General features: G+C 34.6%; 14 protein-coding genes. 5 read left to right on the top strand and 9 right to left on the bottom strand.

The window, feature by feature from the left end:
- Together ABE048_RS19705 and ABE048_RS19700 are read left to right on the top strand one after the other, a co-directional pair.
- The coding region (locus tag ABE048_RS19705; RefSeq protein WP_430312997.1) for a hypothetical protein at positions 1-186 on the top strand (186 nt) is incomplete at its 5' end.
- Positions 183-380 (top strand): hypothetical protein, encoded by a 198-nt coding sequence (locus ABE048_RS19700; RefSeq protein WP_430312996.1) that lies wholly within the window; start codon positions 183-185, stop codon positions 378-380. The genes ABE048_RS19705 and ABE048_RS19700, both read left to right, overlap by 4 nt.
- Before the next feature lie 151 nt (positions 381-531).
- Here the strand turns inward: ABE048_RS19700 and ABE048_RS19695 are convergent, their stop codons facing one another.
- The gene (locus tag ABE048_RS19695; RefSeq protein ID WP_430312995.1) at positions 532-1,431 is read right to left on the bottom strand and encodes a LysR family transcriptional regulator; all 900 of its coding nucleotides are present in this window, start codon (positions 1,429-1,431) and stop codon (positions 532-534) included.
- A 317-nt stretch (positions 1,432-1,748) separates the two neighbouring features.
- Between ABE048_RS19695 and ABE048_RS19690 the strand changes: the two genes are divergently transcribed.
- Positions 1,749-2,636: a PhzF family phenazine biosynthesis protein gene (locus tag ABE048_RS19690; protein ID WP_430312994.1), complete on the top strand. Its 888-nt coding sequence runs from the start codon at positions 1,749-1,751 to the stop codon at positions 2,634-2,636.
- 268 nt (positions 2,637-2,904) lie between these two features.
- On the opposite strand, the gene efp is transcribed toward ABE048_RS19690, so the two are convergent.
- The 4 genes from efp to ABE048_RS19670 are packed head-to-tail and all read right to left on the bottom strand — an operon-like array spanning position 2,905 to position 5,479.
- Positions 2,905-3,462: an elongation factor P gene (efp, locus tag ABE048_RS19685; protein ID WP_430312993.1), complete on the bottom strand. Its 558-nt coding sequence runs from the start codon at positions 3,460-3,462 to the stop codon at positions 2,905-2,907.
- 24 nt (positions 3,463-3,486) lie between these two features.
- Positions 3,487-4,554, bottom strand: coding sequence for a M24 family metallopeptidase (locus ABE048_RS19680; RefSeq protein WP_430312992.1), 1,068 nt, complete (start codon positions 4,552-4,554; stop codon positions 3,487-3,489).
- A 6-nt stretch (positions 4,555-4,560) separates the two neighbouring features.
- On the bottom strand, positions 4,561-5,001 hold the full coding sequence (gene aroQ / locus ABE048_RS19675; protein ID WP_430312991.1) for a type II 3-dehydroquinate dehydratase: 441 nt from the start codon (positions 4,999-5,001) through the stop codon (positions 4,561-4,563).
- 28 nt (positions 5,002-5,029) lie between these two features.
- Entirely contained in the window at positions 5,030-5,479 is a 450-nt protein-coding gene (locus ABE048_RS19670) for a hypothetical protein (protein ID WP_430312990.1), read from the bottom strand.
- Positions 5,480-5,700: 221 nt separating this feature from the next.
- Between ABE048_RS19670 and ABE048_RS19665 the strand changes: the two genes are divergently transcribed.
- Positions 5,701-6,582, top strand: a complete 882-nt coding sequence (locus tag ABE048_RS19665) for a DUF1385 domain-containing protein (RefSeq protein ID WP_430312998.1) — start codon at positions 5,701-5,703, stop codon at positions 6,580-6,582.
- Between the two features lie 385 nt (positions 6,583-6,967).
- Here ABE048_RS19665 and ABE048_RS19660 read toward each other — a convergent pair whose 3' ends face one another.
- From ABE048_RS19660 to ABE048_RS19645, 4 genes are all read right to left on the bottom strand, one after another.
- Complete coding sequence (locus ABE048_RS19660) at positions 6,968-7,414, bottom strand: hypothetical protein (RefSeq protein WP_430312989.1); 447 nt, start codon at positions 7,412-7,414, stop codon at positions 6,968-6,970.
- Positions 7,387-7,965: an HAD-IA family hydrolase gene (locus tag ABE048_RS19655; protein ID WP_430312988.1), complete on the bottom strand. Its 579-nt coding sequence runs from the start codon at positions 7,963-7,965 to the stop codon at positions 7,387-7,389. The genes ABE048_RS19660 and ABE048_RS19655 overlap by 28 nt, the downstream gene beginning before the upstream one ends.
- 67 nt (positions 7,966-8,032) lie before the next feature.
- Positions 8,033-10,597 (bottom strand): vitamin B12-dependent ribonucleotide reductase, encoded by a 2,565-nt coding sequence (locus tag ABE048_RS19650; protein ID WP_430312987.1) that lies wholly within the window; start codon positions 10,595-10,597, stop codon positions 8,033-8,035.
- A gap of 178 nt (positions 10,598-10,775) precedes the next feature.
- A complete protein-coding gene (locus ABE048_RS19645) occupies positions 10,776-11,609 on the bottom strand; it encodes a lipoate--protein ligase family protein (protein WP_430312986.1) in 834 nt (277 codons plus the stop codon).
- A gap of 106 nt (positions 11,610-11,715) precedes the next feature.
- Between ABE048_RS19645 and ABE048_RS19640 the strand changes: the two genes are divergently transcribed.
- Positions 11,716-12,096 (top strand): rhodanese-like domain-containing protein, encoded by a 381-nt coding sequence (locus ABE048_RS19640; RefSeq protein WP_430312985.1) that lies wholly within the window; start codon positions 11,716-11,718, stop codon positions 12,094-12,096.
- Positions 12,097-12,619 lie beyond the last annotated feature (523 nt).

Below are 12,619 nucleotides of genomic sequence, written 5' to 3'. Positions count from 1 at the left end.
ATTCAGATTTGCATGTTCCGCTACAGACGGCGCTTTCCACGGGCTTGGCTTCAATCTCCTCGTCACTTCGTTCCTGCGGGGCTTTCAGCTCAAGCTTTTCCCGTAGGAGTCGCCGTCTTCCGCTTCACAATTAACAAAATTAGTGGAACAAATTTCATGGATAACCTGAAGGAGCTGTGTTTATGATAAATAATACTTCAATAATATTTGCAATAATTTCTGGATCGATTGCAATTGGTATTCCAATAATTACAGTGGTATTATTAGATATTCGAAAAAAAGTAGTATTTAAACCTATGTTGTTTGTTTTTTTAGCTTTTATATTTATCTCACAACTCCTTGTAAATGGAATTGTTTTGCTATTGAGTATTAATGATTAATTTTGATATAGACAAATTACAATATATTCCTTCATATAAAATGGCATGGGCTCAAGATGCTTATCAATTATAGATAGTACATGTTGTTGTTCAAGCGTAAAAGCCATACCAATTCACTCCGGTCGTTCTAATGTTCTCAAAACAAATTTAACTATGGTAAAACTCCGTTGTAAACCGTTTTGTTACATTGATTTTCCTCAACGGTCGATATTAATAATTTCAGCATCGGCTCCAAAATTGTCCCTTTTTTGTATATCAAAGATGTTTTTATAATATTGTCTTCTTTTGGAATTTTATCGTAGCGAATCATCCCATTCTTCTCATACAACTCAGCGTAAGACTCTGCCATTATAGCAACTCCTAACCCCGCCCTTACACTATTTAAGATTAATTCCAGATTTTCAAGCTCATTAATTTTAGTAAGGACAATTCCTTCTTCGTGTAACCAAGATTCTAATTTTATACGATAGGAACAACCGTAACGATGGGTAAACAATTTAGTATGATATAAATCTTTTAATTCTTTAATTGGAGGATGTTGGGGGTGCGTTACAATTACAAGTTCTTCATTAAAAAGTGTTTGCGTTGTAATTTCTGGGTGATCAAGTTCCCCTGCGATAAAAGCGCAATCAACTTTACCTCTTAATAGGGAGCGGATTAATTCCTCACTTGTATCTGTCACTAAAGAAATGTCTACATCAGGGTATCTTTTATGATAATCAGAAAAGAAAAGTGGGAGTCGGACCGTTGCAGTAGATTCAATAGCCCCAATTATCAAAGATCCACTAGGCTCGCTATTCTGATTAAAGACTCTTTGAATCTCATCAAATAGAGATAAAATTTGGTCTGCATAGGAGAGTAAATTTCTACCTGCTGATGTAAGAGTAATCCCCCTATTGTGTCGTAGGAGTAATTGACTTTGCAATTCATTCTCTAGTTGTTGGATACGTATTGTGACGCTTGATTGTACGTATTTAAGCGAAATAGCTGCTTTTGATATACTACCATGTTGAGCGACAGCTCGAAAAATTTTCAAGTCCTGGATATCCATATTTTGGCCTCTTTCAAACTTGATATTAATAAAATCAATATCAGATATCATTTTTCTTCATTATACTAAATACCAAATAGCATGTATACTAAGGCTGTAAAAGAGGTAATTCAATGGTATCTAAAAAGCAACCAGGGAATGCAACAATCGAAACCGAATTGATACTGATTTTAAGAGGTTAAATAAACTCACGTAATAATTTTAAAAAATAAATATTGATAACTTGAAATAGTCTTAGATTTTACCGTTAAAGGTGCAATAATTGAGGAATTTTCATTAAAAAAAATTGGATATTATGTTTAAAGGGAGGACTTATTTTGCCAAAGGTCTTTGTAATACATATTGATGCATTTAGTTCGATTCCAGAGAAAGGGAATCCAGCTGGAGTTGTATTAAATGGTGAGGATTATACAGAAGAGCAAATGTTAGCCATTGCATCGGCGGTAGGTTTCAACGAAACAGCTTTTGTCGTTTCTTCCGATATTGCTGATTTTCGCATCCGTTATTTCACACCTGGACATGAAATGAATTTATGTGGCCATGCGACAATGGGAACTGTGTATGCATTAAGAATGAATGGCTTACTAAAACAACCAGATTTTACAATTGAAACAAATGCAGGTGTATTGCCAATACAAATGCGTGAAGAAAATAATCAAGTCCTTATTACAATGCAACAATCGAAACCTCAGTTTCAATCATTTAGTGGTTCAAAGTCCGATTTAGCAGCTTCGATCGGATTAAGAGAAGAAGATTTACATTTAAAATACCCAATTGTTTATGGAAGTACGGGAATATGGACGTTAATTGTACCGGTTAAAGAGTTAGCAAGCTTTGATAAAATGAACCCAGCGACAGAAAACTTCCCAATTGTTTTAAAAGAAATGCCGAATGCTTCTATACATCCTATTTGTTTTGAAGTTCGAGACAATGAAAATGATATGCACGCTCGCCATTTTTCATCTCCTTATTCGGGTACATTGGAAGATGCAGTTACAGGAACAGCCTCAGGTGTGATGGGAGCTTATTATAAAACCTTTGTCTACAAAGACACAAAATTACCAACTACGCTTATTGTTGAACAAGGGCATGAAATTAATAAAGATGGACGGGTGTTTGTTCATATTGAAGGAGAACAAGAGCAACTAGATATCTCCATTTCAGGTACAGCTGTTTATGTTAAAAATATTGAGATTGAAATTTAATAATATAGAGACTTACTTTAAAAATTCGATAGTCGAGTTAAACAAATGTAAAGAGCCTTACTACACAAATATTGTAGTAAGGCTTTTTATCAACAAAACTGTAAATATTGATATAAAGGCCCAAAAACCATGTGTATTAATTCAAAAATACCTAAAAAAAGATGACTCCTGCACAATACAGGAATCATCTTTTTAATAATTTTCATAGTCTTTTTCTAAATGCCCTTTACAGAGGATACATTTTAGATTGTCGTATGAAATAACTTAATTATGCACGTGAAACGTATGAACTATCTGAAGTGTTGATGATTAATTTATCGCCTTGGTTGACGAAGAATGGTACGTTTACAACTAATCCAGTTTCCATTGTTGCTGGTTTAGAACCACCAGTTGCTGTATCACCTTTAATACCAGGTTCAGTTTCAGCTACTTCAAGTACAACTGTATTTGGAAGATCGATACCTAGGATTTCACCTTCGTACATCATGATGAATACTTCCATATTTTCAAGTAGGAATTGTAATTCATACTCTAATTGTTCTTGAGTAAGTTCGATTTGTTCGTAAGATTCCATATCCATAAATGCATATGCATCACCTGATACGTATAAATATTGCATTTTACGAGTATCGATTTGTGCTTTTTCAACTTTTTCACCAGCACGGAAAGTTTTTTCTGTAACGTTTCCATTACGTAGATTACGTAGTTTTGAACGTACGAAAGCAGCCCCTTTACCTGGTTTTACGTGTTGGAATTCGATAACTCGGAATAGGTTACCATCTACTAGGATTGTTAAACCTGTTTTAAATTCGTTTACTGAAATCATTTCTAAATATCCTCCAATATTAAATTATAAGATGATTAATTCTTTTGGGGCATGAGTTAATTTTTCATTGCCAGTCGCTGTAATTAGCGTATCATCTTCAATTCGTACTCCACCAATACCTGGTAGATAAATACCTGGTTCACATGTTACAACCATTCCAGGTTCTAATACTATATTTGAACGATGTGATAATCCAGGACCTTCATGTACTTCTAAACCAATCCCATGACCAGTAGAATGACCAAATGCATCACCATAGCCATGTTCTTTAATATAATCGCGTGTAACTGCATCCGCTTCAATCCCCGTCATACCTGGTTTGAATTTTTCAAGACCAAGTAATTGAGCATCTAAAACAATTTGATAAATTTCTTTTAGTTGATCAGAAGGTTCACCAACAGCAACTGTACGAGTTGTATCAGAGATATAACCATTGTATAAAGCACCATAGTCTAAAGTGACTAAATCACCTTTTTCAATAATTTTATCAGTTGCAACACCATGTGGCAATGCAGAACGCAATCCAGAAGCAACAATGGTGTCAAATGAAGAAGATGTTGCACCAAGTTTTCTCATAAAGAATTCCAATTCATTGGAAACTTCGAGTTCTGTTTTTCCTGGTTTGATAAATTGAATAATATGTTCGAATGTGGCATCCACAATCTCACAAGCAACCTTAATAATTTTAATCTCTTCTGGTGTCTTAATCAAGCGAATATTTTCAATTAGTCCCGATACAGCTACTAATTCTGCCTTGATCAACTTAGAATATATTTCATACATTCCATAGCTTACTGTATCTTTTTCAAAACCAAGTGTTTTTATACCCATCTCTTTGACTTGATTTGCGATTTCTTCCATGATAGTACCCTTATTCTCAACGATACGGTAACCATTTCCTTTTACTTGTGTATTTGCTTGCTCTGTGTATCGGAAATCTGTAATAAATACTGCATCATTTTGTGAGACTATAGCAACACCTGTCGTTCCAGTAAATCCTGTCATATAGCGACGGTTGTACTCATTCGTAATTAAAATAGCATTTAAATTTTGTGATTGAAGTGCCTTACGTAATTTTTCTAGTTTTTCCATCGTAGTCTATTCCCCTCTTTCAGTTTCTAAAAACATTCTTAGCGCTGCATGATAACCGAAAGTACCTAATCCTGTTATTTGTCCAACACAAACGGGAGCAAGGTAAGAATGATGTCTAAAATTCTCACGCTTATGTACATTTGAAATATGGATTTCCACCACTGGTACCTCTACACCTGCAATAGCATCTCTCAATGCAACACTTGTATGTGTATATGCACCAGGGTTAAAAATAATCCCATTCACACCTGAATCTTCAGCTTCATAAATCCAATCAATCAGTTGACCTTCATAATTGGATTGTTTACAGTCAATTTCAGCATCGTATTCAGCAGCTAAACTTTTAAGCTTGGATTCAATATCTTGCAATGTCTCAGAACCGTATATAGTCGGTTCTCTTTTACCCAGACGATTTAAATTAGGTCCATTTAAGCATAAATACTTCATCCATTTTCCTCCCCAATCTATAATATCCTTATTTTAGCACATTACTAGAATTGGGCAACTTATTTCGGGAATCTAAACTTCTTATTTTTGCATGGTACGATGCAGTTTCGAATATCCATAAAAGATGGAGTGCAATGACTACTGCTAAAGGTATTGAGAACTTGTGTATATATATGGTATTTTGAACAGACCACTCAATTCCCCAAACAATCATAACTGCAACAACTAATGACATAAAATCCATACGTACCATTTTTAACAGTTTAGCCATACCATATAAGATTGCAGCAATAGCAACTAAAAATACCCATAAAATAAACCACTTGACTAATACATGTGAATCACTAAATACATGATACTTCTTTGTCCATCCAATCGGCGAAAATTTCATGAATTTAAAGATTTTTAATATCTTTAATGAAAGAATAAATGTAATGGAACTACAAAATACAGTCCAAAAAAACACTTGTAATCTCAATTGAACCCCTCCTACAGCAAAGTCTTTATTAAACGATATAATGAACTACACCTATTCAAAAGGATTGACAAAATACAACAATAATATGCTTTTTCTAGAGCTTTGTTGAATTTTTTAGTACAATAAAATCAGTCTTAATTCATCTAAAGAGAGCGGTGTCTGTAGTGAAAAATCAACCTAATCTTCCGGTATATGGAGGACAAGCTTTGGTTGAAGGTGTCATGATGGGGAGTAAAGAACATACTGTTTCGGCCATTCGTCGTAATGACAATTCAATCGATTATTTTTATGTAGAGAGAAAGAAAAATCGTAAACTCCAAAAACTAAAGAAAATTCCTTTACTACGTGGGATCATTGCTCTAATTGAATCAGCAGCAAACGGTTCTCAGCATTTGCAATTTGCAAGTGAGAGATATGGAGTAAATCCTGGTGAAGAAAGCACGGAAAAAGAGGAAGGTTCAAAATTGGAGATGTGGCTTGGTGTTGCCGCAGTCGGTGTGATTTCTTTCATCTTTGGCAAATTCCTTTTCACATTAATCCCAGTATTTCTAGCACAACTCTTTCATACTTGGTTGCCTGGTAAAACAGCACAAATTCTACTAGAAAGTGCTTTTAAACTCATTCTATTATTGAGCTATATCTATATAGTATCCCTTACACCACTGATTAAACGAGTTTTTCAATATCATGGTTCAGAACATAAAGTTATTAATTGTTTTGAAAATGGATTACCATTAACCGTAGAAAATGTACAAGCACAATCCAGATTACACTATCGTTGCGGTAGTAGCTTTATGTTATTTACAGTAATCGTTGGTATGTTTATTTATTTCTTAGTTCCGACTGACCCATTTTGGCTTCGAATCGTGGACCGTATTTTGTTAATCCCAGTTGTTCTTGGAGTTGCATTTGAAGTGTTACAAGCAACAAATGCATGTCGTAACATTCCAGTGTTACGTTTCTTAGGCTATCCAGGGTTATGGCTCCAACTATTAACCACAAAAGAACCAAAAGACGATCAAGTAGAAGTAGCCATTGCTTCTTTTAATAAGCTACTTGAAATTGAAAAAGATCCTACTAAAATCCCAGAACAAGCAGTCTAGCTACTAATACTAAATTCTAAACTCTTTGATTACAAAAGCTAAATATCAAGGCTAAATATCAAGCTGGAGCGATCATCCGATTCCATCAAAAAAATGCAAGGTGCGAAAATCAGGCACCTTGCATTTTTTGTTTTTTCTTGTGAAATAAATAATATGGCTGCACCGAAACTCCTGCCGAAAACTCTCTTTCGAGACACCAGAGTGAATGTAGTGAAAATTTTTCTGTGACGCCACTTACGATGAAGGAGCAATTTCTCCCCACATCCCATCATCAACGAAATCTTATTAAAGAACAATCACTTATTTCTTACACAATAAAGTCGAACACATCTAATAAATCAGCATTGTTCGACTATTGAATAAATCTATGCAGAATCACGGTTATTTATTTGTTTTTATGATTGCGCCATTTTTGAAAAGCCTTTATACCAACATATCCCATTAGCCAAAAGACTAAATAATATATTGTAAAGCGCCAATATGATTGATCTAAAAACGCCATCAATATAACCGCAAAAGCTATATATGAAACGAATAGAGCTATAAATGGATTAATCTTATTTAACGCACTCGATATCCCTTGAACTAAAAATGTTAGTGGAAAAATAATTGTTAACCCTAAAATGAAAAATGATTTATTGACATCCCCTTCACCAAATAACCCAAACACCGATAATACGGTTAATGTAAGCATTGTAAAGGCTGGAAACATGATGCCGGCAATTTTACTATACATGTAATCACTCCTTGCAGTTCCTTCTATTTTACCACGAATAGGATTACAAAAAGTAATAATATCAACAGTTAATTCTGACTCTTGAACTGTTCCCATATTTTATGGAACTCTGAATAATCATATATTGAAAAATCAGCTGCTTCGCATTCCCCTTGAAACATACATGTTGCAAATCCCACTTTTTTTGCTGGTATTAAATCAAGTTCACGATCTCCAATAGCCAAAGATAAATTATATTTATCATGCAAATATTGATAAGACTGAGGATTTGGTTTTCTAGGAAAACCATCTTCTAGAGTGACTATCTCTTCAAAATAATGAGCTAAGTTGTAATGTTGAAGTACTCTTTCAACTGTTGCTCGATCCTTATGCGTCATGATAACATTACAATTTGCATTATCTAAAACGAATTCAATTGCTAAAAATGGTGGCATCTGATCTACATTTAAGGCATGATTTTTTTTCATAAAAATCCCTATTTCTTGGTCTGTTAACTGAAAATATTCAAAAGCATGGGAAAACGAAACCTTTATTTGCTTAAATACTTCGTCATAACTTGCTCTTTCTTGGATTGTTTGATAAAAAAGCTTAGCATATGCTGGATATGTATTACAAATTGTCCCATCAAAATCCCATAATATATTCATGTAAATAACCCCTATTCGAAAAATATCCAAGTATGTACTTCACATACTTGGATTTCTCCATTTTTTACTATAGACCACATTTTAATTGGGCACCACAGTTTGTGCAAGTGTTACAGCCACCTAATTCTTCGACTGTCCCTTTTCGACATACCGGGCAAGTATTCCCAACTTCAGAACCAATCGTAACTTTTGTTGAACGTAAATCTTGAATTGTATCAACAAGAACAACTGGACGTTTTTCAATAACTTTTTCTTCTTGCATTATATCATCTAAATTGTTTTCTTCTGCTTTTAACGTTAATACTTGTGAATCTCGGCTACCATCAACGTATACTGTACCGCCTTTTGCGCCACCTTTGTATAGACGTTCATAAACTTTTTGAACTTGTTCTACAGTATAGCCGCGAGGAGCGTTTACTGTTTTAGAGATTGAGCTATCAATCCAACGTTGAATGATACATTGAACATCTGCATGTGCTGCAGGTGCTAATTCCATCGCAGTAACAAACCATTCTGGTAAGTTATTTTCATCTGCTTCTGGATGTTCTGCCAAGTATTCTTGTACGATATCTGCCTTAACTTCGATAAATTTACCTAGACGACCGCTACGGTAGTAAGTAAATGAGAAGTATGGTTCTAAACCTGTTGATACACCTACCATTGTTCCTGTAGAGCCCGTTGGTGCAACTGTTAATAAATGGGAGTTACGGATACCAGTTTCTACTACAGCTTGACGGATATGCTCTGGCATTTTTTCCATATATCCTGTTTCCGTGAAACTTTTGCGAAGTTCAGCAGTTTCTTCATCATTTTTGCCGACTAAGAATGGGAAGCTACCACGCTCTTTTGCGAGTTCTGTAGAAGCTTCATACGCAGTAACAGCAATTGTTTTGAAGATTTCATCTACTAAAATATTACCCTCTTCTGATCCATATTCTTTTTCACAGTAGATTAGTAAATCTGCAAGTCCCATTACACCAAGACCAACACGTCGTTCACCCAAAGCTTGAATACGGTTATCTTCTAAGAAATAAGGTGTTGCATCTATTACGTTATCCTGCATACGTACGCCTACACGCACTGTTTCTTTTAAAGCTTCAAAATCAACTGTTTTGGACTCTTTTTGTGCAAATTGAGCTAGGTTAACTGCTGCTAGGTTACAAACTGAATAAGGAGCCAATGGTTGTTCACCACATGGGTTTGTTGCAACAACTTTTTGTCCGTAACTCTTCGCATTTGTCATTTCGTTCGCATTATCTATGAAGAAAATACCTGGTTCAGCTGAATAAGTTGCGCAGATATTGATTAGGTTCCAAAGCTCACGAGCTTTGATAGTACGATATGCGCGAACAGCATGTCCCATTTCTTTCCATTCACGTACATCACCACATTTATGCCATTCTTCGTTATAAACTGTCATTTCTTTTTCATCGTAAGTTTCAACAGCTGGGAAACGTAAATCAAATTTCCCATCATTTTCCACCGCTTCCATGAATTCACTTGTTAACGTTACAGATATATTAGCACCTGTTAAGAATTCAGGATTGTTTACACTATAAGTACCACCATCTCGTAATTTTGTTTCAGCGTCTTTGAAGATTGCTTCATTAAATCCTCCGAAACCTGGGATGGATTTATAATTAATAATACCTTGGTACATAGCTGTTTCTTGTTCTGTTAAAGGTTTGAAATTTAATTTTTCTTTTGCTAGACGTTTAATTTCCTCATCCTTTGTATTTTCGATTAAGAATCGTAAAATACGAGGATTTTGCATTTTTGAAATAATAAATTCAAAAATGTCTGGGTGAGTACATGCTAGCATAATCATTTGTGCTCCGCGACGTGATCCACCTTGTTCTACAAGATGTGTCAATTTTGCAATATCATCTAACCAAGATACAGAACCAGATGATTTACCATTTACGCCACGTGCTAGAGTATTACGTGGTCTTAATGTCGAACCGTTTGTTCCAACACCGCCACCGCGACTCATAATTTCCATTACTTGTTTACGGTGATCACTTATTCCTTCACGAGAATCGGCTACAAATGGCATTACGTAGCAGTTGAAGTATGTAACATCAGTACCTGAGCCTGCACCATATATTACTCGTCCAGCTGGAATGAAGTTTAGACTTACAAGTTGGTTATAAAACTTTTCAAACCATTCTTTACGTTTCTCTTCTGTCTTTTCAACAGATGCTAATCCGGTTGCATTACGTTTTGCTATTTGTTCATAAAATACTTCTAGAGGCTTTTCAATAACATCTAGTGAGCGAGTAACAATTCCTTCAGTTTGCTCTTCAGGATCGTCAATTGCACTACGGTAGTCATCTTCAATTAGAATTTCCGCCTTTTTCGTTGATTCATCAATAGAAACGATGTATCCAAGTCCTCGGGCTGGAAATTTAGGATCTGCTTTGACAGTTAAAACAACAAAATCCCCAACTTTTAGCGTTTTCTTCTCAGTATCTTTGAAAGAATAACGGTCAATCATCACTAATCGAGAAACACCTTTGTGGGTTAAATGCATGTCCTCTGTGATTGGATGAACTTGAGGAAATTGTTGAATGTCTTTGTTTAATTGTTCAATGTCGATTGTCTGATTATGATGCTGTGATGTAAGTACCATAACATCCGCCTCCCTAATTTATCTAGCAAAACACAATATATAGTATTTATACAATTTAATACGATACTATATATTGATAAGAAAAGCAAATAGCGATTTTTTTCAAAGAACGTTATTATATCGCGATTTATGAACATTTTCGTTATTTTCTCAACAAAAAAATAGTTCTAAAAACCTACTATTTTCTGAAATTCCATTCATCTGATTCATAACGTGTTTTTGCAAGATTTTCAACAAAATCTTGTTGTTCTTGAGTTAATTCGTAAGGAACTAATTCAATATCTAGTGCATCTTCGAATCCTTTGTGGAATGCTTTAGCACATGTTTCAACATCTACTTTACGTTTTGCTAATTGATTAATTGCAATCGCTTTTTGTGGTAAATGTTTGCGCATACGATCTCTTGACGCCTCTGATGGGAATTTAAAAACAGAGATCAATTTTTCTTCGTCTAAATCTATTAAAATTGAGCCATGTTGTAAAATTACGCCCTCTTGTCTAGTTTGCGCACTACCAGCAACTTTTTTACCTTCAACTACAAGTTCATACCAACTTGATGCATCAAAACAAACTGCACTTTTTGGCTTTTTCAATATATCTCTTTTTTCTTCCGTATCAGGCACAGAAAAATAAGCATCTAAGCCTAAGTTCTGGAAACCTAACAATAATCCTTCACTAATCACTCTATAAGCTTCTGTGACCGTTTTAGGCATGTCTGGATACTTTTCTGAAACAATTACGCTATATGTTAGTTCATGTTCATGTAAGACTGCTCGCCCACCAGTTGGACGTCTTACAAAACCTAAATTTAATTTATTTAATTGATCGAAATCGATATCTTTTTGTACTCGTTGAAAATAACCTACTGAGAGTGTCGCTGGATTCCATTCGTAAAAACGAATTACTGGTGGAATTAGCCCTTCGCTATGCCAATGTAGTAGTGCTTCGTCTAATGCCATATTATACGCAGGGCTACAAGGTCCTGAATTAATAAAATACCATTTAGTTGTCATTTAATCGTCTCCCTTTTATATCAACTTTTCTATTTTATCAAAGTCATTGGACTATCGCTAGTTCTTCTTTTATAATATTATTTATAGATAGAAAGGGGTAAGTATCTTGAGTTGGTTATATACAATATTAATTATTCTTGGTGTATTCGTTATTTATACGCTAATTAACGCATTACGCTTAAAAAAATCAGTAACAACTTTAAATGAAGAAGAGTTTAAAAAAGGATATCGTAAAGCACAATTAATTGATGTTCGCGAATTGAAAGAATTTGAAGATGGACATATTTTAGGTGCTCGTAACCTACCTACAACCCAGCTTCGCAATCGTTATCACGAACTTCGTCCAGATAAACCAGTATATCTATACTGCCAAAACGCTGGTCGTAGTGCACGTGCTGCTTTGTTCTTGAAGAAAAAGGGTTATACTGAAATTTTTCAATTAGAAGGCGGCTACAAAAACTGGCATGGTAAAATTAAAGTGAAATAGTTTCTTCTAAATTTAAAGAAAGTCGTTTCAAATTATGAAACGGCTTTCTTTTTTTGTAATAAATTGTTCACAACTTATTTTCCTAACTAAATTTTGAAATTACATGAATATTTATTTCCCGTATCATTTCCTGAGCATATATAATAGGAAGAAACTCCAAATATTTTTCCCACATTTCCATATAAAAAAACATTTTATTAATTAACATATATCAAATAATTATAATAATTTTTGTTCTATAACCTGATATATTCTTGAGTGAAGCTTAACGGATTATTTGTTCTTAAAATCTATATTCCCCATTATACAAAGATTATATCTATAAATTGAATGATTTGACGCTACTTTCCTCGGACAAGCAAGAAAGCCTCCTCACTCACTTTGCTAAAGCTACTGAAAAGTAAAAAAGCTAGACTTTTATGATAAAAATCTTGTCTGGCCATTTTAGTTGAAGTGGAATTAGCGGAGACTCCTGTGGGAAAACGGGCTAGACGAGACCCCGCAGCGTAATTAAGGAACGGAG

The sequence above is a fragment of the Rummeliibacillus pycnus genome, assembly GCF_050459865.1.
In the GTDB taxonomy this organism is placed as follows: domain Bacteria; phylum Bacillota; class Bacilli; order Bacillales_A; family Planococcaceae; genus Rummeliibacillus; species Rummeliibacillus pycnus_B.
The sequence above is the reverse complement of the archived record's forward strand: the minus strand, read 5'-3'. Positions and strand labels throughout refer to the sequence as shown.